Genomic DNA, 22995 nt, shown 5'->3' on the forward strand with positions numbered 1-22995 from the left:
ATGACCTATTTCAGGGTTGCATGGCCCCCATGACATCCCATACTCCGCCCCCCGCAATATGTCCGCACCCGTCAAAGTCGCCGTCGTAGGAGCCAGTGGTTACTCTGGAGCAGAATTGCTGCGCCTGCTGCTGCGCCACCCTAACGTGGAACTGGTGGCTGTGACCTCGCGTTCTCTGGCTGGAAAAGCCCTGTCCAAGGAGTTTCCGCGCTTCCGCAGTGTGGGCGTGGCCGATTCACTGACCTTCACCGCGCCTGACGCCGCTGCCTTGAAAGCCGCCGGTGCCGAAATCGCATTTCTAGCCCTGCCTCACGGTGTATCCGCTGAATATGCCAAGCCCCTGCTGGAGCTGGGACTCAAGGTGATAGACCTCAGCGCGGACTTCCGTCTGCGGAGTCCGGCACTGTATGAGGAATTTTACGGCCACGCCCATCCTGCGCCTGAACTGCTGGATGAAGCCGTGTACGCCCTGCCGGAAATACGCGCGGAGCAGATCAAGACCGCAAGACTCATCGCCTGCCCGGGCTGCTACCCCACCAGCATTCTGCTGCCTCTCCTTCCACTGCTGAAGGCTGGCCTGCTGGCGGAATCTCCTCTAGCCGTGGCCAGCATGAGCGGTGCCAGCGGCGCCGGACGCAAGGAAAGCATCCCCCTGCTGTTCTGTGAGGTGCAAAACAGCGTGCGCAGCTACAGCGTGCCGCTGCACCGGCATCTGAGCGAAATCGGCCAGGAACTCGCTCTCGCCGCCGGTCGTGAGGTGAAGCTCTCTTTTGTCCCGCACCTCATGCCGACGCATTCCGGCATCTGCACCACGACCTTTGCGCAGCTGCAGCCGGGAGTCACGATTGATCAAATTAGCGCCGCGCTGCATTCGGCCTACGATTCAGCGCCCTTCGTGCGTTTGCTGGGGGTGAATCAGTCTCCAGACACCAAAAACGTCACCGGCACCAACTTCGTGGACATCGGCTGGTCCTATGACGCCCGCGCAGGGCAGCTCATCTTGATGAGCACCGAAGATAACATCGGCAAAGGCGCCTCCGGCCAGGCTGTACAAAACATGAACCTCATCTGCGGCTTTGAAGCCACCGCAGGCCTGCTGTACGTCTAATTTTATGGCGACCAAAGCACACGACGAACGCGAATGCCGCGTCTCTTTTAAAGTCATCGACGGCGGCGTGACCGCCGCAAAGGGGTTCCGCGCCAGCGCCGTGACCTGCGGCATCAAGAATCCTGAAGCCACCCGCCTTGACCTGGCGCTCATCGTTTCCGACGGCCCAACGACGACGGACGCGGTCTTCACGACGAACAAAGTCCGCGCGGCCTGTGTGCGCGTCTGCCAGCAACACATCAAGGAAAGCGACACCCGTGCCATCATCGCCAACAGCGGCAATGCCAACGCCTGCACCGGCGTGCAGGGCATTCAGGACGCCAAGGCCATGACCAAGGCCGTGGCAGAACAGCTCGGCGTGAAAATGCGCCAGGTGCTCGTCTGCTCCACCGGCATCATCGGCATGCCGATGCCGATTGAGCGTGTCATTGTCAAAGTACCCGACGCGGTGGCCAAGCTGAAGTCCGACGGCTCCGAGGATGCCATGCGTGCGATCATGACGAGCGACACGCAGCCCAAGTCCTTCGCGGTCGATGTGCCATGCGGCAAAGGCAGCTTCCGCATCGGCGGCATCGCCAAAGGAGCGGGGATGATCTGCCCGAACATGGCCACCATGCTCTGCTTCATCACCACCGATGCAAAGATCGGCAAGGATGAGCTGCACCGCTCCATGCGCTACGCCGTGGAGAAGAGCTTCAACTGCATCACCATCGACGGCGACACCAGCACGAACGACACCGTCATCGTGATGAGCAACGGCCAGTCGGATGCGCCAACGATCAAAAAGGGCTCGCCCGAGGCGGAGCTCTTCCGCTGCGCGCTGCACAAGGTGATGCTAGAACTGGCCAAGATGATCGTTTGCGACGGCGAGCGCGTGACCAAGTTCGTCGAGATCCGCGTCCGCAATGCCCGCACGCTGGCCGATGCCCGCAAGGTGGCCGAGACCGTCGCCAAATCCCTCCTCGTGAAGTGCTCCTTCCATGGCTGCGACCCAAATTGGGGCCGCATCATTCACGCTGTGGGTTATTCCGGCGCGCGAATTCGTGAGGAACTCATCGACATTTATTTCGGCGGTCTGCAGGCTTGCAAAGGCGGACTCGTCAACCACACGCCTGTGGCGGAACTGGAGAAGGTCGTGAAGGAACCAAAGTTCACCGTCACCATTGATCTCAATCTCGGAACCAGCGGTTACACCGTTTACACCAGCGACCTGTCCGAAGAATACGTGGATTTCAACAGCTCGGAATACTCCGCCGCCGTTCATGCGAAACGCCAGAAAGGCTTCGCTTGATCGGTTCACGCAGTCACCTTCATCGCGATGAATCCACTCGACGCTCAAATCACCAAATCCGCCGTACTTCTTGAAGCCCTGCCCTACATGCAGAGCTTCCGTGGCTGCACCTTTTTGATCAAGGTCGGCGGCAGTGCGATGGAAGACCCCGTGCAGGTGGACTCCTTTCTGCGCGACGTCGTCTTCCTCGAAGCCGTGGGCATCAATCCCGTCATCGTGCACGGTGGAGGCAAGGCGATCTCGAAGGCCATGACCGAGTCCGGCCTGCAGGCCAAGTTCATCAACGGCATGCGCGTCACCGACGACGAAACGATCAAGATCGTCGAGGAAACTCTCGCCCGTGTGATCAACCCCGAGATCGTGACCAAGATCAATGCTTTTGGCGGCAAGGCCGTCGGCATTCCCGGCACGGAAGTCTTTCTGGGCGAAAAGATGAAGGGCGATCTCGGCTGGGTCGGTGAAGTCAACGACTGCAAGCTCGGGCTGATCCAGGCCGCTGTGGCCGGCGAATTCGTACCTGTGGTTTCGCCTGTCGCCCGTGAGCTTGCCTCTGGCAAAACGCTCAACGTAAACGCCGACCTCGCAGCCTGTGGTCTGGCCAAGCGCCTCAAAGCAACGAAACTGATCTTCCTTAGCGACGTGCGCGGCGTGATGCGTGATCCGAAGGATGATGCGACGCTGATTCCGAGCCTCGACGAGGCCTCCATCGCCAAGCTGAAAGCAGACGGCATCATCAGCGGCGGCATGATTCCCAAAGTGGACTCTTCGCTCGGTTCCCTTCGTGGTGGCGTGGGCAAAGTGCATCTCATCGACGGCCGTCTGCCGCATGCGCTGATTCTCGAAATCTTCACCGACGGCGGGATCGGCACCGAAATCCATTTGTAATCCTGAGATGAGAACGAGTGATCAACTGATGCAGGAGTTTGTCCTGCCGAACTACGGTCGTTACAACGTTTGGCCGGTGCGTGGCGAAGGCCCGTACGTCTGGGATCGTGATGGGAAAAAGTATCTCGACTTCGCCGGCGGCGTGGCCGTGTGCCCGCTTGGTCACTGCCCACCCACTGTGGTGAAAGCCCTCACAGAGCAGGCGAACACACTCATCCACGTTTCAAACTGGTACTGCATCGACAAGCAGGCCGAACTGGCGCGCATCCTCGTCGAAGAATGCGTCGGCATTGCCGGCAAGTGCTTCTTCTGCAACAGCGGCGCGGAGGCCAATGAAGGCCTGCTCAAGCTGGCGCGCAAATACGGCCAGCAGACAGGCGGGCGCTACGAGATCATCACCTTCACCGGTTCCTTTCATGGCCGCACTTTCGGCGCCATGACTGCCACGGCGCAGGAGAAGATCCATGGAGGATTTGGTCCCCTGCCGCCGGGGTTCGTCTATTCGCCTTTCAATGACATCGCGGCGCTCGAAGCGTCGATCACCGACAAGACGGTCGCCATATTGATGGAGCCCATTCAGGGAGAGAGCGGCGTGAACGCAGTCACTCCCGAGTTTCTGCGCGCCGCCCAGCGCTTGTGCCGCGAAAAAGATCTGCTGCTGCTGCTGGATGAAGTGCAGTGCGGCTTTGGCCGTGCAGGCGAGATGGCCGGCTGGCGCAGCATCATTCCGGGGGATGAAATTCAGCCCGATGGCATCAGCTGGGCCAAGGCCATTGGCAGCGGCTTCCCGCTGGGTTCCTTCTGGGTCAATGACCGCCGCGACCTGAGCAAGACTCTCGGCCCCGGCACACATGGCACCACCTATGGCGGATCGCCCCTCGCCTGCGCCGTGGGCATCGCCACACTGCGCACGATTTTGGACGAGCATCTCTGTGACAATGCCAAGGCGCGAGGTGCCGCCATCGCTGCCGCAACGTGCACTTGGAATCATGTGCTGATCAAAGAGGTGCGCCAGCTCGGCCTGTTCATCGGTTTTGAACTCAATGCCGAAGCCATCGCCGCGAAATCCGGCGGCAAGCTGCCCTCCATCTTCCTTGCCCAGCAGTTGCTGGATGCCGGCATGATGGTCACTCCAGCCGGCCCCAATGTGGTGCGCTGGCTCTCCCCACTGAACATCACCGCAGCCCATGCCGACGAAGGGCTCGCCATCTTCAAGAGCGTGCTCGATCAGCTCGCGTAAAACCCGCCATGATATGAAACACCTCCTTTCCATCGAAGAACTGACCCGGGAACAAATCGAGAGAATCGTCGATCTTGGCTGCGTGCTGAAAAAGGACCGCAAGGCATCACCTCAGGTGCTCACCGGCCAGCAGTGGGCGCTGATTTTCAGCAAGTCTTCGACACGCACGCGGGTCAGCTTTGAAGTAGGCATTCGCGAACTGGGCGGCGCAGTCATGTTCCTCTCCAGCGCCGACATCCAGCTGGGCCGTGGCGAGCCGATCAAGGACACTGCGCGGGTGATGGGCCGCATGATTCATGGCGCGGTCATCCGCACCTTCGCCCAGCAGGACGTGGTGGATTTCGCCAAATACAGCGGCATCCCCACCATCAACGCCCTGACCGATGACGAGCACCCCTGCCAGGTGCTTGCGGATTTGCAGACGATTCAGGAACGCCTCGGCAGCTGGAAAGGAAAACGCATCTGCTTCTTGGGAGATGGCGACTGCAACATGGCCCGCTCCTGGATCTGGGCCTCGGTCCATCTCGGGTTTGAGCTCGTCATCGGAGCCCCCAAGGCGTTTCAGCCGCAGGAAAGCTTCATGCATCGTGTGCCCGGCAACACCGTCAGCATCGTCGATGATCCCGCCGAAGCCGTGGGCGCCTGCGATGTCGTTTACACTGATGTCTGGGTCAGCATGGGCAAGGAAGCCGAAAGCGCCGACCGCATCGAGACCCTCAAGCCCTGGCAGATCAACTCCGGCCTCATGAAGCACGCCAATCCCGGTGCCCTAGTCATGCACTGCCTGCCAGCCTATCGCGGCAAGGAAATCACCGAGGAAGTCATGGAAGCCCACGCCGACTTGATCTTCGACCAGGCTGAAAACCGTCTGCACGCGCAGAAGGCCATCATTGTGGAGCTCACGCGGAAAAGTTGATTCCAACCATGAGTCCCCCCGTCACCGCCAGCAGCCCTCTCGGCGTTTTTGACTCCGGCGTTGGCGGACTGACCGTCGTGCGGGCGCTGCGGGATCTGCTGCCAAATGAGTCGATCGTTTATCTCGGTGACACGGCTCGTGTGCCGTATGGCTCCAAATCCCCGGACACGATCCGGCGCTTCTCGATGGAGGACACGCAGTTCCTCGTCTCCCATGGCGTGAAAGCAGTGGTGGTGGCGTGCAACACAGCCACCGCGCATGCCCTGCCATTGCTCCAGTCCACGTTTCGCGTTCCGGTGATTGGAGTGCTCGGTCCCGGGGTGGAGGCAACTCTCGCAGACGCCACATGCGAACGCGTGGGCATCATCGGCACCGCTGGCACGATCCGCAGTCATGCCTATCAGCATGAGATCGCCATGCGGCGGCCAGACATCATGATCGAGGCGCGTGCCACCCCGCTCTTGGTGCCGTTCGTGGAGGAGGGTTGGACGGATCATCCGGCGCTCAAGTCCGTGCTGCGTGAGTATTTGAAGCCGATGCTGGACAAGGGCATCGACACCCTGGTGCTGGGCTGCACCCACTATCCGCTGCTGATTCCGGTGCTGAAGCGCATTCTCGGGCAAAAAGTTCGCCTGGTGGACTCCGCCAGCACCTGCGCGGCGCATGTGAAAGCTAGCCTCGAACAGGGCAGCCTGCTGCGGACGACCAAATCGAAACCCACTCTCGACATCTACCTCACCGATCATTCCGAACAGGCGGAGAACCTTGCCAAGCGCTTCCTTGGCACAGATTTCGGCAAGGTGAAGAAGGCCGTCGTTTGAAGCAGCCTATGGCAATCTCAAATTGCCCGCTGCTGAAGACTCGCTAGCCTCGTATCCACACCACATGTTTCCGCGCATCTTTGACCGCTATCTTGGCCGCCAGGTCGCATCAGCCACGCTGATCGGTGTGGCGCTGCTCAGTGGCGTCATGGTGCTGGGCAATGTTTACAAAAAGCTGGACCAACTCCTGGGCAACACAGAGCTGCCGACTTCGGTGATCGCGGAGTTCGTGATGCTGGTCATTCCCTTCTCGCTCATTTTCACGATTCCCTGGGCGTTCCTGACCGGGATTCTGCTCGTGTTTGGCCGGCTGTCTGCCGACAACGAACTGGTTTCCTTGCGCATGACCGGCATGTCCATGCCGCGCATCTGCGCTCCAGTCTTTGTCCTGGCCATAGCACTGAGCGGCATCTGCCTGTGGGTGAATGTGAGCCTCGCGCCAGCGGCGAAGGACCGCATGAAGCGGCTGTTCTATCAGGTGGCGGTGAAGAACCCTGAAACCCTGTTCCAAGAGGGCCAGGTACTGGAGCGTGTGCCCGGCTACCGCATTTACACCAGCAAGCGTCATGACAAGACGCTCACAGACATGCACATCGTCATGCTGAAGGGCTCCGAGGCCAGCACCTACATCCACGCCAACAAAGCGACCCTGCATACCACTCCCGGCTCGATCGATCTGCAGATGGAACTGGAAGGCATGACGGAAGAGACCGTGCCAGTCGATGGTCAGGGCCAGCTCGGCGGACTGGCCATGAACAAGCAGTGGTTGAAACTGCCGCTCTCAGAAATGCAGAAAGACACCGTTCGGGTGAATGCCAGCATGAAGACCACCAGCGCACTGGCCGAGGAAGTGCGCACCTGGAAGGACACTGTCACCGGCGAAGCTCTGACCCCTGTGACGCGCTCCCTGTCTCTCACCGAGCTCAGTAAACGCTACAGCTTTTCGATGGCCTGCTTCACCTTCGCCTTGGTGGGCATTCCACTGGGGGTGACTGCTCAACGCCGTGAGACCTCTTCGGGCTTTGCCCTGAGCTTGATCACGGCCACGGTTTACATCGTTTTCATCATTCTGGCAGACACGCTCAATGACACACCTGCGGCGATGCCGCACCTCATCATGTGGCTGCCCAATGTGATCTTCCTCGGCATGGGCGGCTGGCTGTTCTACAAGCTCAGCCGGAAGTAAAAGCGGCCCGCCTTATTTCTTCAGCAAGCCCATGACCGCCGAGGTCATCGCGGTCACGCCAGTCTCGATGCTGGGCTCAGGAACAGGTTTGAAATACGGCGAATGCAGCGACGGCAGCGAGGTGCCCTTGGCCTTGGCTGCGGCCACCACTGCAGGCGGCTGCGTGCCGAGCCAAAACATGCACAGCGGCACCTTGTCCTTCGTCATGCCGTATTCGGAGAAATCTTCCGCGCCCATGACAGGCTCGCGAGTGATGACATTCTCTGCACCGATGGCCGCCCCGATGAATCCGCGCACCTCCTGGCACAGCTCCGGCTGGTTATAGAGCGCCGTGGCGCTGTCTTCTGACACGAGCACCTCCGGCATCTTGTCAGCGGGCATGCTGGCGGACACGGCCTGGGCTTTGACGATGCGCTTGATGGAGTCGATCAAGTGCTGCCGCGTTTCCTTCTTGTAGCTGCGCAACGTGAGTTGCAGGCGCACTTCGTCGGAGATGATGTTGCTCTTCGTGCCCCCATGAATGCTGCCAACCGTGATCACCGCCGGATCACCGGGCCTCACCTCACGGCTGACGATTGTCTGCAAGGCCAGCACGATCTGTGACGAGAGCACGATGGGGTCTTTGCAGAGGTGCGGCATCGAGCCATGCCCGCCCACGCCCTTCACCACGATTTCCACGGAGTCCACATTCGCTAGTGCAAAGCCTTCGACAATGCCGACCGTGCCATGCGCCATGTCAGAGGAGCAATGCAGCGCGATGGCCTTGTCAGGCTTGGGAAATTTTGAGAACAATCCCGCGCGCAGCATGAACCGCGCACCAAGCACCCGTTCCTCCGCCGGCTGGCCGATCATGACAATCGTCCCCTGCCACTGATCCCGCAGTTTCACCAGGGCCCGCGCCGTTCCCACAAAGCTGGCCATATGCACGTCATGGCCGCAGGCGTGCATCACGTTCACCTCACGTCCGAGATCGTCCTTCACCACCTTCGTGCTCGCATAGGGGGCCTCCGTCTGCTCCTTCACCGGCAGCGCATCGAGATCCGTACGCACCAAAATCACCGGGCCTTCCCCGTTCTTCAACACGCCAACGACACCATGACCACCGACATTCTCCGTGACCTCCAGCCCGGCCTCACGCAGCTCTTTGGCAATGCGCGCCGCCGTTTCCGTCTCATGCAGCGATAGCTCTGGATTCGTGTGCAGCTCTTTGTAGAGAGCAACGAGTGATGGCAGTTCCTTTTTCACCACCGAAGAAACATCGGCAGCGACGAGTGATGACCCGACCAGCAAAGAGAGCAAAAACGGTTTCATGCCAAGCACTAAGCCGAAAATCCCGGCGTCTTGCAAGACTCAAGGCTGTTTAGGAGCGGATTGACTGTCGAGAAACATCTGCCGCCGGGCTTCGAGTTCGAGCTTTTCTTTTTTCAATTGAATGAGCTCCTCGTTGATGCGCGCGCGCATGGGGGAATCATCCTTGACCTGCTGCTTGCTGGCATCCGCAAGTTCGGCCAGCCTTTGCTGCAGTCGTGCAACTGCGGCCGTCTGCCCCAGACGGCGGGCTTCCTGAATTTGCACCGTGATCTCGTTCAGCTCCTTTTCTTTCATCTCGCTCATGAGCAAGCCCATCTGGCTAAACTTCGATTGAAGCTTCTTTTCCGCCTGCTCGATCTCACGATCAAACTGCTGCTCACTCAAAGAAAAGTGCATGGACTCCATCCATTCCGCGCAGCGCTGCGGCCAGGCGTTGATCGGCTGCTTGTTATCGCGCATGCCGAAGCCGTGTCCGCCTTTGGTGAAGAGATGCACTTCGCACGGAATGCCGAGTTTTTTATACTCGAGGTAGAGCACGGTGGCGGCAGTGGGATTCTGGCCATCATCATGAGCACAGGCGAGGAACATGGGCGGAGCGTCTTTCGGCACGGTGAAGCCCTCCTTGAGCTTGGTGGGATCTTTGAAGTCCACGAAACCACCGCCGTAGATCATGATGCCAAAATCTGGCAACTCGGTCTTTGCCGCGCGGTCACAGGCGATGTGGGCGAGCAGGTTTCCTCCCGCACTGAAACCCAGCAGTCCGACACGTTTCGGATCAAGATTCCATTCCTTGGCATGTTCGCGAACAAGCGCGATCGCCCGCGCAGCATCGGCCACCGGCTTTTCATGCGGAGCGGTTTCATCCCGCGTCGGCGTGCGGTATTTGAGCAGGACGCCGGTGACGCCAAGGGTGTTGAGCCATTCGCAAACCTGGCTGCCTTCATGAATGGCGGAGAGGAAGACAAAGCCGCCGCCTGGAGCAACAATGACGCTGGTGCCGTTGGGTTTCTCCGGACGATACACGGTGATCGTGGGATCGTGAATGTCGGTGATGGTGCTTTTGCCGGCCTTGGTGCGGATGAAATCCTCCGTCCCCTTGGAATGCGGCAGCATCTGGCCGGGTGCGCCGTCTGGCCAGAGCTTGAGTTCGATGGGATCGGCTGCACACAAACATGCGGGAGCAATGAGCAGGAGAAGGAGCTGTTTCATGGAAGCATCTAAGCCGAGACCTGCCCCCAATGGCAAGTCTCAAAGCAATTGGCTGGCCGCCAGAATGGACCTCTTTGCGGTGAGAAGAATAAGCGTAGCCAAAAGTTTTATGCGCAGGTCAAGCCACTGGCACCGTTGTTTGCCCCCATGATTAAAGCTCTTTTTCTCCTGTTTCTCGGCACCGTGGCCTCCCATGCAGAGCTACGGGTGGTCACAGACTTTGAAGGCGGCAATGCGGAGGTGGTGACGCTTGATCAGACGGCGGGAAAGCTGCGCATCATGCCCGCGCTGCATGAAGGGCGTGGCTGGCCCTGCTGGTGGTTCCTGCGGCTGGACGGCACTACTCCAGGACAGAAGATCACGCTGGAGGTACAGGGGCAGACGCGGCCTTTTCGTCCTGACACCGTGCTGGCCTCTTCCTGGTGCCAGCCGGATCAGGCGGTGCTAAGCCACGATGGCAAAACCTGGCAGCAGTCCATCAAAGCGGAGCGCACCGCAGACAAGGTGGCGGTGTACCAAGTGCAGGCGGAAGGCCCCAGCCTCTGGCTGGCCTGGGGGCCTCCGTTTGTTCCAGCAACGGCAGAGAGCGTGCTGGCCGGGGTGAAAGCGAAGCTGGGAGAGGAAGCAGAGCGCTTTGAACTCGCCAAAACGCGCAATGACCGACCGGTGAAGGGCATCCGCATCGGCAGGCCCAGCGCGCCACGTCAGGTGTGGGTGAATGCGCGTCAGCATGCCTGGGAGGCAGGCGGCGCGTGGGTGGGGCGCGGCTTCGTGGAATGGCTCGCGAGCGCGGAGGCTCAAGATTTTCGCAAGCGCTGCTGCGTGCATTTTATTCCCATCATGGACGTGGACAATGTGACCCTCGGAGCGGGAGGCAAGGAGTCGCTGCCGCAGGATCACAACCGCGACTGGTCGGACGCACCGTATCACCCCGAAGTGGCCGCAGCACAGAAGCGCATCTCCGAGATTCAGGCCACGCACGGGCTGGATGTGTTTCTGGACCTGCACAATCCCGGCCCCACGGATCGCGCGCCGTACTTCTTCGGCCCGTTCGGCTTTGAGCGCATGACCGGCCTCCAGCGCGAGAACTACCAGCGCTGGATGGATCTGGCAGCGGCGCACCTCACGGGACCTCTGAAGGTGGAGCCGAAGTACCGCTATGCCACGTATGTGAAGACGGAGGAGGAACGCGGCCGCATGAGCAGTGGCTGGGCCCGTGCGCATGGCGGTGAAGGCACGATTTCAATCACGCTGGAAACAGCCTGGAACACGCCAAACAGCACAGCGGAGAACTACATGACTGTGGGCGGTCAGCTGGCCCGCGCGTTGGACGCCTACCTGAAAGAGCCGCGGCATTGAGTCCGATACCTTCCTGCCCTGCCATGCATCCCCTCGACGCCAATCGCCTTCACCTGACCCGCCGTTCCCTGTTTGGGAAAACGGCCATGGGGATCGGTGGCGCAGCGCTGGGCGGGTTGCTGACACGAGAAGGCTTTGCAGCACAGGCGCCGGATGCCATGGCCCCGGCGCTGCCGCATTTCGCGCCAAAAGCAAAACGGGTGATCTACCTGCTGCAAAACGGCGCGCCTTCGCATGTGGACCTGTATGACTACAAGCCGATGCTCAAAAAGATGCACGGCACGCAGATCCCGGACAGCATCGCAGCAGGCAAGCGCTTCAGCACCATGACAGGCGGCCAGACGGCGCGTCCGCTGCTGGGCGAAATCACCAATTTCTCACGCCATGGTCACAGCGGCGCGACAGTGAGTGACTTCCTGCCTCACACCGCCGCGATCGCAGACGATCTGTGCTTCATCAAATCCCTGCACACCACGCAGGTGAATCATGCGCCTGCGATCACCTTTTTCATGACCGGCAGCGAGCAGGCTGGCCGACCGGCGATTGGCTCGTGGTTGAGCTACGGCCTCGGCAGCGATGCGGAGGACATGCCCGCCTTTGTGGTGATGACCTCGCGCGACAAGGAGGCCAGCTGCGGCCAGATCTTCTATGACTTCTACTGGGGCAGCGGCTTCCTCCCGTCCAAGTATCAGGGCGTGAAATTTCGCGGCAGTGGCGATCCCGTTCTCTACCTGAGCAATCCAGACGGCATGAGCCGTGAGGTGAAGCGCACCATTCTGGATGGCATCGCGGGATTCAACGAGATGAAGCTGCAGGACTTCGGCGACCCCGAGATCGCCACGCGCATCGCTCAATATGAGATGGCCTACAAGATGCAGACGAGTGTGCCTGAATTGACCGACTTCTCCGACGAGCCCAAGCACATCCTCGACATGTACGGCCCGGATGTGATGCGGCAGGGCAGCTACGCCTACAACTGCCTCATGGCGCGTCGTCTCGCCGAGCGTGGCGTGCGCTTTGTGCAGCTCATGCACGCAGGCTGGGACCAGCACCGGAATCTGAACACGCAGCTCAAGATTCAATGCACCGACACCGATGCGCCGAGTGCCGCACTGGTGAAGGACCTCAAGCAGCGCGGCCTGCTGGAGGACACGCTCGTCATCTGGGGCGGCGAATTTGGCCGCACCCCTTTCTTGCAAGGCAAGATCGAGGACACCAAGCAGTGGGGCCGCGACCACCACCCCTACGTGTTCACCATCTGGATGGCCGGCGGCGGTGTGAAGCCCGGCATGACCTACGGCGAGAGCGATGAGTTCGGCTTCAACGTCGCGAAAGACGGTGTCCATGTGCACGATTTCCAGGCCACCCTGATGCACCTTCTCGGCATCGACCACGAACGCTTCACCTTTCGCTTCCAAGGCCGCCAGTTCCGCCTGACGGATGTGCTTGGCAGCGTGGTAAAGCCGGTGCTGGCTTGAGTGATGTCACACATCCCGGTTGCATCCCGCTCCCGCCGAGTGTTTGAATCGTTACAATGCCGATCCCACGCTTCCTCCTTGTCCTCGCACTCTGCGTCTGCGTCGTGGCATGCAAACGTGAAGAAGCGAAGCCTGCCGTGAAGCCGGATGCAGCGGCCTTTGTCGCCGACGGCGGTGGTGATGGCAGCGTGTGGGTGGTGGACGGGCCAAACGGCGGTCGCCTGTTCCTGTGCGGCACCATTCACATTTTACGCGAGAAAGACTACCCCCTGGCCCCGGCCTATGAGGCGGCGTACATGTATTCAAACAAGCTTGTCCTGGAACTGCCGCCAGGCGCGGCTTCAGGATCAGAACTGACGAGCCGGATGTCCCAGCTCGGCCAGTATCCACCAGACAAGTCGCTCGAGACGAATGTAAGCAAGGAAACCTGGGAGGCCGTGAAAACATGGGCCGCCAAACACGGCCTGAAGGATTCCTCTTTGAACCACTTCCGTCCGTGGTTCGTGGCGCTCATGATCACCTCCACAGAGTATGCGGCCCTGGGCGCCAAGTCGGATCAGGGCGTGGACTCTTTCTTTGAGGAACGTGCAAAGAAGGACGGCAAGCCTGCCGAAGGACTGGAGACGGTGGAGTTTCAACTCCAGCTCTTTGCCTCCCTCAGTGAAAAGCAGCAGCGCGAGCTCCTGGAGCAAACTCTGGGAGAAATCAGCTCCGTGAAAGAGGAGTTCGAAAAAATGATCAAGGCCTGGAAATATGGCCAGCTGGATGAACTGAAGGAGATGCTCTTCCGCGAGGCGGAGAAGTACCCCGACCTCATGAATCTTTTTCTCTCCTCCCGCAATCTCTCCTGGATGGACCGTATGGAGCAGATGCTCAAACGCGGCGAAAAGGTGATGGTGCTGGTAGGCACCGGACACCTGACCTCGGACACCGGCTTGATCGAGCTCTTTCGCAAGCGTGGCTATCGCGTGCGGCATTACCGCGAAGTGACGGACTTCTGAGCACGCCTCACAAAAGCCGCAGCCGGGTCAGATCCTGCGTATCCACCATGCCCACGGGTGTGCCCGATTCATCGACCACCACGATGTCGTCGATGCGGTTTTTTTCGAGTGTGGCGAGCACCTCGGCTGCGAGTTTGCTGGCCTGGATGCTCACCGGGCGCGGCGTCATGAACTCGTTCACCGCCTTGTCCGCGATGGCGTTGTTCTTCTGAAAAGCGCGGACAAAGTCACCATGAGTGAAGACGCCGGCCAGAGTGCCGTTCGGATTCGTCACGATGGCAGCACCGCTGCGCGCGCGGGTCATGGCCTGAAGGGCCTCACGCACGGTCGTATCAGGCTGGATGACCGCGAGCTGCTCTCCGCTGCGCATGACATCGCTCACGCGCGTAAGCAGGGCACGGCCCAGCGAGCCGCCCGGATGCAGTCTCGCGAAGTCCTCGGCTTGAAAACCCCGCGCTTCCAGCAAAGCCATGGCCAGCGCATCGCACAAGACCAGCATCGTCGTGGTGCTGGAGGTCGGGGCGAGATTCAAGGGACAGGCCTCCTGCGTGACGTGCACGTCGAGCACCACATCCGCATTCCTGGCCAGCGTGGACTGCATGCCGCCAGTGATGGCGATGATCGGGATGTCGAAGCGCTTCAAATGCGGCAGCAGATCCAGCAGTTCAGACGTTTCCCCGCTGTAGCTGAGCATGATCGCCAGATCACCCGGATCAATGACCCCCAGATCTCCATGCAGCGCATCTCCGACGTTGAGCAGCACGGTGGTCGCGCCTGTACTGTTGAGCGTGGCGGCAAGCTTGCGGCCGATGTTGCCGCTTTTGCCCACGCCGCAGACGATCAGTTTGCCCCGCTGGCGGACCCCCGTGAGCAGCAGCTCGATGGCCCGGGCGAAGGATTCGTCAATGCGCGCATGCAGCCGCTGCAGCTCGTCGATTTCGAGCTGGATCACGCGGCGGGCTTTTTCGGGGTAATTCATGGGTCTGAACTGTTAGGCGGGGACTGAGATGCATCAACCAAGTGCTTGAGCCCGCGATACTTCCCCGCCATGATTAGGAAAGCTCCTTCTGAATTGTTCTTTAATCAATGACCTCTGGCTCCATCGGTTCTCACCGCGCCTTCATGGGTGTTTGCATCACCCTGTGCGTCATCCTGTCGCTGACCCTGTACGTGGGATGGAAATTCTATTTCTTCAACGTCGCCAATCGCAATACCCTGATCGAAAAGGCCCAATACGCCGAGAAGAAAGCCCAGGATCTGGAAAAGCTGGGGATCTCCCTTGAGACGGCCCATACCACCCCACCCACTCCTTCGGTACTGCCGAAACTCCCGGCCAGCAGCGAAGCCACTCCCCCAATCACGCCCACCGCGTCTTCCGCCTCCACCACCCTGGCATACTCCCCCAGTCAGAATGCTTCACTGCATCCTGCAGAATCCACCATCAAGGAGATGCCGCTCCTGGAGTCCAGCGATGAAGTGGTTCAGGCGTTGCAGCTGCTGGACCAGTATTGGAAAACGGAATCTTGGAAGGATCGCGTTCCTCTGGTGGCCCATTCTGAGCGGGTTGCCCCCTTGATGAAAAATTTCTATGAAGTGCAGAGTGCCAAAGATCCATTACCTGGGGCGTTGGTCAGCAAGGCGCGTTATCAGATCAATGGCACTGAAATTCTTTACTTCAGTTATGCAGGCACCAGGCCCACAGGCTCGCTGGAAATCGCCATGCTGCGTGGTCCACAAGGGAAATTTCTGGTCGACTGGGAAAGCCTCACCGGATACGGCGAGATGTCGTTCCAGGAGTTGCGCACCAAACGTCCCACCAGCCCCGTGCTGGTACGGTCCTATGTGCGCTTGTTTGAGTATTACAATTACGAGTTCTCCGACTCTAAAAAATACCTCTGCATCAAGCTGCTGTCAGAGGGTGGCGACAATTCAGTGTACGCTTATTGTGAACGTGGCACCCCTCTGGCTCAGTGGATCGAGAGAGACCTCGCCAGCACCGGCCCCACCGGTTTCAAAGGCTACACCATGCTGATATCCTTTCCGCCAAACGCCCAGTCAAACCAGTGCGTAATTCTGGACAAAGTGGTGGCCCAGCGCTGGCTCAACCTGCCCTGATACGGCAACACCGTCAGCCATGACGGTGTGCTTTAAAATGACTGCCCTGAAGGCTTATTCGCCGTCGCGACCGATCGCTTCCACCGGGCAGCCAGTGAGGGCTTCTTCGCAAAGTGCACGCTCTTCATCAGTTTCAGGCTGCTTGTAGAGGAACGAATGACCGCCGTCGTCGTCGCGCTTGAAGTTTGCAGGAGCCGTTTCGCGGCAGAGGTCGCAGTCAATGCACTGGTCATCAACATAGTAAGCTCCGGGAGCGTTCTGGGCGTATTTGTTTGCAGCGTCGGCCATGGGAATCTGGAAAAGTAAGGGGGTAAGGATAGTAGTAGCCGCACCCTGGGTTTCAAACGGTTTTTTGCCGGACCTCCTCCCCCCTGCCTCCCCCCTTTGACAGAGTCTTTACAATAAAAGCTCGCCTCAGCCGTGATGCTCGCCGCATCATTCACCCCAACCCGCTTTCCTGCCATGAAATCGCTCGTCCTCGCCCTCCTGCTGCCTCTCACGGTGCTTGCCGAAAATGAAATCGGCTTCATCGAGCGCTTCGCCATCGCTGCCGACCGCGAAAAAGCCCTCGACGAGCTCGTACCAGGCTCGAAAGAATACTACTTCTTCCACGCTCTCCATTATCAAAACCTCCGCGACAATGCCAGGCTCACTCAAATCCTCAATCAATGGCGTGAGCGCGTCCCCGACGAAAACGAAGCCCGTCGCATCATCCTCAATCGCGAGGCCATCCTGGATTATGAACGCGATCCCCAGGCCACACTCAAATACCTCATTGAGCGTCTGGGCATTCGTCACGACCACCAGCAGGAGGTGCGTGACCAGAAGCCCAACCTCCCCACGGAGCTAGATCCCGCCAAAATCAGCCGCGAAGTCTTCCTCCGCGATGCGCTGAACAACGATCGCAGTCTTGAGTCCCTCTCCCAGGAAGCCCTGGCTTCCCTCATTCGTGATCAGGTGCCGCTCAAGCCCGATCAACGCCGCAGCGTGCTCAGCAAGCTCCAGCGCCCTGATGTGCCAAATCTCGTGCAGGCCATCATTGCCGACCTTCAGGCGGACAAATCTCGCACCTTCGGCTCTCTTCCCATTCATCGTGCCCTGCTGCCAGAGCAGCTTGATGCTCTGTTGCAAACCTTCCCGCAGTGGCTCGGCCAGCAGGCCTTCGTTTACACGCGCCTGCGCAAGATGGCCCCCAGCGCGGATGTGAATCTGGAATACGACAACGCTGAGCGCGCGGCCTGGCTCGACCGCGTGTGGGCCTTCGCACAAAAACTGCCGCCCTCCCAAAACACCCTCAAAGCCCGCATCCTCTACCTGCGCCTGGACCATGATCGCAAGCACGGCGTGTATGACCGCGCCCGCTTCATTGAATACCTCAAGCTCCCGCGCCAGCTCAACTACATCAACTACACCTACATCAAGGACGTCATCCCCGGCGAACTCTCCGACCTCAACGCCGATCTCAGCGAGCCGCTGCTGCTTTCCCCTCCCCTCAGCACGGACGAGCCGCTCGTTCGCGAGTACTTCCTCCACCTCTTTGCCACCGAGGTGAAGCCCGATTCCGATCCCAACGACGTCCTCGCGCAATGGACCACCTACATCGCTGAAGAATGGCTCACCCCCGTGCTGGCAGAGGCGCTCATCACTCACCGTATTGGCTCTCCGGAGCACTGGGCCTCGCTGATCACACCCACCGAATTTCAGCAGCTCAAGGACCGCGTGGACATCGAGTTCCCCGCCACGAACACACCCCAGTTCTCACCCGGCGACGACATCCAGTTCGACGTCACCGTCAAAAACACTCCGAAGCTCATCGTGAAAATCTTTGAGCTGAACACGCTCAACTTCTTCCAAACTCAGCAGCGCCAGATCAATACGGATCTCAATCTCGACGGCCTCGTCGCCAACAGCGAGCAGACCCACGCCTTCGAAGTTGGCCCGTTCGCACGCACGCGACAGACCTTCAAATTCCCCGAGCTCAAGGGCAAACGCGGCGCATGGATCATCGAGTTCATCGGCAGTGGTCGCAGCAGCCGCGCTCTCATTCGCACCGGTCAGTTCCACATCCTGCAGCAAGCCGGCCCCAGCGGAGATCTCATCCTCGTCCTCGATGAAAAGCACCAGCCCGTGAACGATGCCGTGGCGTGGTTTGAAGGCCGTAAACTGACGCGCGATGAAAAAATCGGACGCATCGTCATTCCGTTCACGAATCAACCCGGCTCAAAGAACCTTGTCATTGGAGATGCCGCCGGCAGCTTCGCCACGCTCACGTCATTCACCCATCATGCCGAGGACTACCGCCTCGATGCCCAGTTTCACATCGAACGCGAGCAGCTTCTCTCGCGCCGCGAGGCCACACTGGCCGTCCGCACCGCACTGATGATCGGAGAGGTGCACCTCGCCCCGGAATTCCTCACTGAACCGAAGCTCACCATCACCAGCACCACGCTGGATGGCATCTCCACCACTCGCGAAGTCAAAGACCTTAAACTCAGCGCCGGCAGCGACCTCACGCACACGCTCACCGTCCCCGAGCGCCTCGCCTCACTCACCGTGGCCTTCAGTGCCAAGGTGAATGTTGTCAGCGCCGGTGGCACCAAGAAAGATCTCACCGCCAGCCACACCTGGACGCTCAACGGCATCGACAAGACCGAAGCCGTCAACGACGGCCACCTCAGCACCTTTGACGGGCAACGCATCTTTGAACTGCTGGGGAAAAACGGCGAACCCATCGCCGATCAGCAGGTTCTTTTCACCTTCAAGCACCGCGAGTTCAATCGCTCCAAGGTCATCCCATTACGCACTGATGCCCAAGGCCGCGTGAACCTCGGTAAACTCACCAGCATCGAATCCGTCGCAGCCAAAATCCCCAATGGCCGTCAGACACTCTGGCCGCTGCTCAATGCCGAGGATACACTCTCCACCACCATTCACGCCAAGGAGGGCGAAACCATTCGCGTCCCCATTCATGACACCGGCAGCCTTCCTCCCTCACTCCTTTCTCAGTCTTCCGGCACCTTCACCGCAGACCTTGGAGCCCTCCTCAAATCCGAAAACGGCTTCCTCTCCATCAGCGGCCTCACACCAGGCGATTACTCACTGAAAATCCCTGACCAGCCGCTGATCACACTCAAAGTCACTCAAGGCGACACCCTCGGTGGCTGGGTGCTTGGCAGACACCGCCAACTTGAACTCAAAGGCAACACACCGCTCCACATCCTCAGCATCGAAAACGGCCAGGAGTTCATCACAGTCAAACTCGCCAACAGCAGTCCCTTCGCACGCGTTCACTTCGCTGCATCCCGCTTTGACCCCGGCAGCGGCATCTTCGGCGGGCTCGGCGGTTTCACCCGCTTCGGCGCAGCTTCCGGCACCCCCGCGAGAAACCCCAATCTCTACTCCGCTGGCCGTGAGATCGGCGATGAGTACCGCTACATCCTCGAACGCCGTTACGCCAAGCTCTTCCCCGGCAACATGCTCACCCGTCCCGGCCTGCTGCTCAATCCATGGGAGATCCGCAGCACCGATCTCGACGAACTCGCTCAGCTCGGAGGCCAGTCAGCCGCCATGACTCGCGGAGGAGCCGCTGGCATTGCCAACAACGCCGACAAAATGGCAGCACAGAAAATGAAAGCCCAAAGCGGCCCGCAAGGCGGCACCAACCTCGACTTCCTAGCTGCCTCCGCCCCGGTTATCTACAACCTGGTGCCAGACAAAGACGGCGTCGTCCGCATCGAACGCAAAGCCCTCGGCGACCGTCAGCATGTCCAGATTTACGCCGAAGACCTGCAAAACGCCTCCTGGCGCACCCTCACACTGCCAGAAGCTCCCACCAAGTTCGCCGATCAACGACTCGCACGAAATCTTGATCCGAAGACTCCCTTCACGCAGAAAAAAGAAATCACCGTACTCGAAACTGGCAAGACTCTCACCCTCGCCGACATCCTCACCAGCGAACTTGAAACCTACGACACACTCGGAGGCATCCACTCGCTCTTCACCACGCTCAGCAATGACGGCCATCTGGCCGAATTCGCATGGCTGCTGAACTGGCCCAAGCTCAAAGAAGATGAGAAGCGCGCCAAATACGGTGAATTCGCCTGCCATGAACTGAACTTCTTCCTCTCCCGCAAAGACAAGCCTTTCTTCGATGCCGTGGCGAAACCCTACCTCGCCAACAAGAAGGACAAGACCTTCATGGATGAGTTCCTGCTCGGCCTCGATCTCTCCCCATATCTGGAACCATGGGCCTACGCCCACCTCAACATCGTCGAGCGCATCCTGCTCGCTCAGCGCATTAAAAACGAAGCTCCGAATGCCGCACGTCATGTCCGCGAGCTATGGGAGATGATTCCACCGAATCCCGAACAACAGGATTACCTCTTTGAAACGGCACTACGTGGCCGCACGATGGAAAAGGGGGATTTGGAGGGCTTTCGCGCCAATTACGGCGCGGCGTTGAACCCTGCGCCACCTCCTCCGCCGATGTCACCGATGCCAGCACCGGCGGCAGCTCCCGCAGATGCTTTTGCCGCGCCGGCACCAGCAATGGGATCTGGAAATCTCGGCAATAGCAGCGAAGCCAAGCCTGGAAACCGCAAATACGACCGCTCTCTGACCACCGTTGAACTTCAGCAGCTTGCGGCCTCAAAGAACATCTCAGGCAAAGATGAAATGCCCAAGGAAATGACCGCACTCGGCCAAGAACGAGAAGAAGCGTTGCGTAAATCCGGCACAGGAGGCTGGGCCGTGAGCGGTGCCAACACCTACACAGGCGGCACCACCATCCATGCTGGAACCCTCCTCTATTTCGACGCTGGATCTGCCAGGGATTCGCAGCAGCAGGTTCGCATCTTCTTCCGTGCGCTCGGCCCCACCAAAGAATGGGCGGAGAACAACTACTACAAGCTGCGCATCACAGACCAGACCGCCGAACTCGTCACCGTGAACGCTTTCTGGCGCGATTATGCTGCCTGGGTGGCCGCTGGCTCCAAGGGCGGCTTTGTTTCTTCCAACGTAGCCGAGGCCAGCCGCACCTTCACCGAGATGATGCTCGCGCTCGCCGTGCTTGACCTGCCCTTTGAGGCTCCAAAGCACAGCACGAAGGCCGACAATGGAACCTTCACTTTCACCGCAGGCGGCCCCTGCATCATGTATCACAAAGAGATCAAACCTGCCGTTGTCGAAAACAATGCACAAGGCCAGCTCCTCGTCTCCCAAAGCTTCTTCCGTCAGAGCGACCGCTACCGCATGGAGGGAAATGAGAAGTTCGAAAAATACGTCACCACCGAATTTCTCACCGGCGCATCGTATGGAGCAAACATCGTCGTCACCAATCCCACCAGCAGCCCCGTGAAGGCCGTGGTGCTGCTGCAGATCCCGCAGGGTGCATTGCCCATGCTCGGCAGCAAGGCCACCGACTCTCGCCAGATCCGGCTGGAGCCTTACACCACACAGACCTTCGAATATCACTTCTACTTCCCGCTCGTGCCCGCCAAGGCCGGCCTCAAGTTTTCGCACTTCCCCGTCAACGTCGCCACCAGCGCCAGCACGGCAGGCGCAAAACCGTTTGAGTTCAATGTCGTGCCGAAACTCACCGAGGTGGACAAAGCCTCATGGGATTATGTTTCGCAGTACAGCAGCGAAGCGGAGGTCTTCACTTTCCTTGATCAAGCAAACCTTGAATCCATCGATCTGGCCCGCGTCGCGTGGCGCTGCCGTCAAAGCGTGGACTTCTACCAAAAGCTCATGGCATACATGCGCACGCACCATCTCGACGATGAGACCATCGACACCTATGCTCTGCTTCACAACGATGCCGCCACGCTGCGTGAATGGTTGAAGGTACGTTTTGGTGAAGCATGCGGTCCGTATTTCACCAGCAAGCTCCTCACGCTCGATCCCATCGAACGCCGCAGCTATGAGCAGCTCGAATATTCCCCGCTCGTCAACCAGCGCGCCCACCGCGTCGGTGACGAATGGCGCATCGCCAATCCCGCCGTGCTAGAGCAGTACACCAATCTTCTCGCCATCCTCGCGCACAAGCCGCAGCTGGATGCCATGGACAACTTCAGCGTGGCCTACTTTCTCTTCCTGCAAGACCGCGTGGAAGAAGCACTCGCACGCTTCAAGACCGTCGACGCCACCAAGCTGCCCACCAAGATCCAGCACGACTACTTCCAGTGCTACGCCGCCTTTTATGAAGGCGATCTCGCCGCCGCACGCGGTCTTGCCGCGAAGTATACCGATCATCCCGTGCCGCGCTGGAAGCTCCTGTTCGCAGATGTGTCCACGCAGCTCGAAGAAATCGAAGGCAAGACCGCAAAGACTGAAAAAGGCGACAAGCCCGATCGCGAAAAACAGCAGGCCGAACTCGCCGCCACCGAGCCTGGCTTTGATTTCAAAGTCGAAAACAAGACAATCGCCCTCACATGGAAAAACCTCGAAGAGGTCACACTGAACTACTACCTCATGGACCCCGAGTTCAGTTTCAGCAGCAATCCTTTCGTGAGCCAGGACGCCGGACGCTTCAGCATCATCAAGCCGAACAAAACAGCCACGCAGACATTGCCGAAGGATCAAACCAAGCTAGAACTGGCGCTGCCCGCCGAATTCGCCAAAGCGAACGTACTCGTTGAAGTCCTCGGAGCAGGACAGCGCAAGACCCAGGCCTATCACGCCAACACCTTGAAGCTCACACTCTCCGAAAACTACGGCCGTCTCGAAACCCGCGACACCACCACCGACAAGCCGTTGCCGAAGGCCTACGTCAAAGTGTACGCACGCCTGAACAACGGCACCGTGCGCTTCTTCAAGGACGGCTACACCGACCTGCGCGGCCGCTTCGACTACGCCAGCCTCAACGGCCCCGAAAATGGTTCACCGCAACCCACTCCTTATGAAGCCGCACCCGCCAACGGCCTCGACTACCAGATGCTCAAGCCTGCCGAACTGAGTAACGTCGAAAAAATTGCCATCCTGATCCTCAGCGACACCCACGGCGCAACGGTGAAGGAAGTGAACCCACCCGGGAGGTAGATTCATCTGCGATGAGAGAACGCGCCTTCTTCGAGCG

The 22995-nt window shown here is 59.5% G+C and carries 16 protein-coding genes; 12 read left to right on the top strand and 4 right to left on the bottom strand.

All coding sequences use genetic code 11. The annotated features are described in order from the left end of the window. Nucleotides 1–58: 58 nt before the first annotated feature. The 7 genes from argC to AC3RLQ_RS16180 all read left to right on the top strand — a co-directional run bounded on the left by argC (nt 59) and on the right by AC3RLQ_RS16180 (nt 7447). Nucleotides 59–1108 carry an N-acetyl-gamma-glutamyl-phosphate reductase gene (argC, locus tag AC3RLQ_RS16150; protein ID WP_493029724.1) on the top strand — a complete coding sequence of 350 codons (1050 nt, stop codon included), beginning with the start codon at nt 59–61 and terminating at the stop codon, nt 1106–1108. Between the two features lie 4 nt (nt 1109–1112). Beyond that, nucleotides 1113–2399: a bifunctional glutamate N-acetyltransferase/amino-acid acetyltransferase ArgJ gene (gene argJ / locus AC3RLQ_RS16155; RefSeq protein ID WP_493029725.1), complete on the top strand. Its 1287-nt coding sequence runs from the start codon at nt 1113–1115 to the stop codon at nt 2397–2399. A gap of 27 nt (nt 2400–2426) precedes the next feature. Next, nucleotides 2427–3284, top strand: coding sequence for an acetylglutamate kinase (argB, locus tag AC3RLQ_RS16160; protein WP_493029726.1), 858 nt, complete (start codon nt 2427–2429; stop codon nt 3282–3284). 7 nt (nt 3285–3291) lie between these two features. Continuing rightward, nucleotides 3292–4524, top strand: a complete 1233-nt coding sequence (locus AC3RLQ_RS16165; RefSeq protein ID WP_493029727.1) for an aspartate aminotransferase family protein — start codon at nt 3292–3294, stop codon at nt 4522–4524. A gap of 13 nt (nt 4525–4537) precedes the next feature. Further along, on the top strand, nt 4538–5440 hold the full coding sequence (gene argF / locus AC3RLQ_RS16170) for an ornithine carbamoyltransferase (RefSeq protein ID WP_493029728.1): 903 nt from the start codon (nt 4538–4540) through the stop codon (nt 5438–5440). An 8-nt stretch (nt 5441–5448) separates the two neighbouring features. Beyond that, the gene (gene murI, locus AC3RLQ_RS16175) at nt 5449–6261 is read left to right on the top strand and encodes a glutamate racemase (RefSeq protein WP_493029729.1); all 813 of its coding nucleotides are present in this window, start codon (nt 5449–5451) and stop codon (nt 6259–6261) included. Nucleotides 6262–6325: 64 nt separating this feature from the next. After that, the gene (locus AC3RLQ_RS16180) at nt 6326–7447 is read left to right on the top strand and encodes an LptF/LptG family permease (RefSeq protein ID WP_493029730.1); all 1122 of its coding nucleotides are present in this window, start codon (nt 6326–6328) and stop codon (nt 7445–7447) included. Between the two features lie 12 nt (nt 7448–7459). Here AC3RLQ_RS16180 and AC3RLQ_RS16185 read toward each other — a convergent pair whose 3' ends face one another. Both AC3RLQ_RS16185 and AC3RLQ_RS16190 read right to left on the bottom strand, forming a co-directional pair. Further along, nucleotides 7460–8758: an amidohydrolase gene (locus AC3RLQ_RS16185; RefSeq protein WP_493029731.1), complete on the bottom strand. Its 1299-nt coding sequence runs from the start codon at nt 8756–8758 to the stop codon at nt 7460–7462. A gap of 39 nt (nt 8759–8797) precedes the next feature. Continuing rightward, complete coding sequence (locus AC3RLQ_RS16190) at nt 8798–9967, bottom strand: alpha/beta hydrolase (protein WP_493029732.1); 1170 nt, start codon at nt 9965–9967, stop codon at nt 8798–8800. 147 nt (nt 9968–10114) lie between these two features. Here AC3RLQ_RS16190 and AC3RLQ_RS16195 point away from each other — a divergent pair, with 147 nt between their 5' ends. The 3 genes from AC3RLQ_RS16195 to AC3RLQ_RS16205 are packed head-to-tail and all read left to right on the top strand — an operon-like array spanning nt 10115 to nt 13805. Further along, nucleotides 10115–11326: a M14-type cytosolic carboxypeptidase gene (locus AC3RLQ_RS16195; RefSeq protein WP_493029733.1), complete on the top strand. Its 1212-nt coding sequence runs from the start codon at nt 10115–10117 to the stop codon at nt 11324–11326. A 23-nt stretch (nt 11327–11349) separates the two neighbouring features. Further along, complete coding sequence (locus AC3RLQ_RS16200) at nt 11350–12804, top strand: DUF1501 domain-containing protein (RefSeq protein WP_493029734.1); 1455 nt, start codon at nt 11350–11352, stop codon at nt 12802–12804. A gap of 56 nt (nt 12805–12860) precedes the next feature. Continuing rightward, a complete protein-coding gene (locus AC3RLQ_RS16205; RefSeq protein WP_493029735.1) occupies nt 12861–13805 on the top strand; it encodes a TraB/GumN family protein in 945 nt (314 codons plus the stop codon). A 7-nt stretch (nt 13806–13812) separates the two neighbouring features. On the opposite strand, the gene AC3RLQ_RS16210 is transcribed toward AC3RLQ_RS16205, so the two are convergent. After that, the gene (locus tag AC3RLQ_RS16210; RefSeq protein WP_493029736.1) at nt 13813–14784 is read right to left on the bottom strand and encodes a KpsF/GutQ family sugar-phosphate isomerase; all 972 of its coding nucleotides are present in this window, start codon (nt 14782–14784) and stop codon (nt 13813–13815) included. 107 nt (nt 14785–14891) lie between these two features. On the opposite strand from AC3RLQ_RS16210, the gene AC3RLQ_RS16215 reads away from it, so the two are divergent. Further along, nucleotides 14892–15920, top strand: coding sequence for a hypothetical protein (locus AC3RLQ_RS16215; RefSeq protein WP_493029737.1), 1029 nt, complete (start codon nt 14892–14894; stop codon nt 15918–15920). 54 nt (nt 15921–15974) lie between these two features. Here AC3RLQ_RS16215 and AC3RLQ_RS16220 read toward each other — a convergent pair whose 3' ends face one another. After that, the gene (locus AC3RLQ_RS16220) at nt 15975–16208 is read right to left on the bottom strand and encodes a ferredoxin (RefSeq protein ID WP_395732995.1); all 234 of its coding nucleotides are present in this window, start codon (nt 16206–16208) and stop codon (nt 15975–15977) included. A gap of 174 nt (nt 16209–16382) precedes the next feature. Between AC3RLQ_RS16220 and AC3RLQ_RS16225 the strand changes: the two genes are divergently transcribed. Further along, nucleotides 16383–22958, top strand: coding sequence for an autotransporter-associated beta strand repeat-containing protein (locus AC3RLQ_RS16225; protein WP_493029738.1), 6576 nt, complete (start codon nt 16383–16385; stop codon nt 22956–22958). Nucleotides 22959–22995: the final 37 nt, after the last annotated feature.

The organism is Prosthecobacter sp. GW821-HT29F12, assembly GCF_058803405.1.

Coding starts and splice junctions, on each gene's coding strand:
- AC3RLQ_RS16200 (WP_493029734.1), top strand. CDS start 11,350: ATGCATCCCCTCGACGCCAATCGCCTTCACCTGACCCGCCGTTCCCTG.
- AC3RLQ_RS16205 (WP_493029735.1), top strand. CDS start 12,861: ATGCCGATCCCACGCTTCCTCCTTGTCCTCGCACTCTGCGTCTGCGTC.
- argC (WP_493029724.1), top strand. CDS start 59: ATGTCCGCACCCGTCAAAGTCGCCGTCGTAGGAGCCAGTGGTTACTCT.
- AC3RLQ_RS16190 (WP_493029732.1), bottom strand. CDS start 9,967: ATGAAACAGCTCCTTCTCCTGCTCATTGCTCCCGCATGTTTGTGTGCA.
- AC3RLQ_RS16215 (WP_493029737.1), top strand. CDS start 14,892: ATGACCTCTGGCTCCATCGGTTCTCACCGCGCCTTCATGGGTGTTTGC.
- AC3RLQ_RS16225 (WP_493029738.1), top strand. CDS start 16,383: ATGAAATCGCTCGTCCTCGCCCTCCTGCTGCCTCTCACGGTGCTTGCC.
- AC3RLQ_RS16165 (WP_493029727.1), top strand. CDS start 3,292: ATGAGAACGAGTGATCAACTGATGCAGGAGTTTGTCCTGCCGAACTAC.
- argJ (WP_493029725.1), top strand. CDS start 1,113: ATGGCGACCAAAGCACACGACGAACGCGAATGCCGCGTCTCTTTTAAA.
- AC3RLQ_RS16195 (WP_493029733.1), top strand. CDS start 10,115: ATGATTAAAGCTCTTTTTCTCCTGTTTCTCGGCACCGTGGCCTCCCAT.
- AC3RLQ_RS16185 (WP_493029731.1), bottom strand. CDS start 8,758: ATGAAACCGTTTTTGCTCTCTTTGCTGGTCGGGTCATCACTCGTCGCT.
- AC3RLQ_RS16180 (WP_493029730.1), top strand. CDS start 6,326: ATGTTTCCGCGCATCTTTGACCGCTATCTTGGCCGCCAGGTCGCATCA.
- AC3RLQ_RS16220 (WP_395732995.1), bottom strand. CDS start 16,208: ATGGCCGACGCTGCAAACAAATACGCCCAGAACGCTCCCGGAGCTTAC.
- AC3RLQ_RS16210 (WP_493029736.1), bottom strand. CDS start 14,784: ATGAATTACCCCGAAAAAGCCCGCCGCGTGATCCAGCTCGAAATCGAC.
- argF (WP_493029728.1), top strand. CDS start 4,538: ATGAAACACCTCCTTTCCATCGAAGAACTGACCCGGGAACAAATCGAG.
- argB (WP_493029726.1), top strand. CDS start 2,427: ATGAATCCACTCGACGCTCAAATCACCAAATCCGCCGTACTTCTTGAA.
- murI (WP_493029729.1), top strand. CDS start 5,449: ATGAGTCCCCCCGTCACCGCCAGCAGCCCTCTCGGCGTTTTTGACTCC.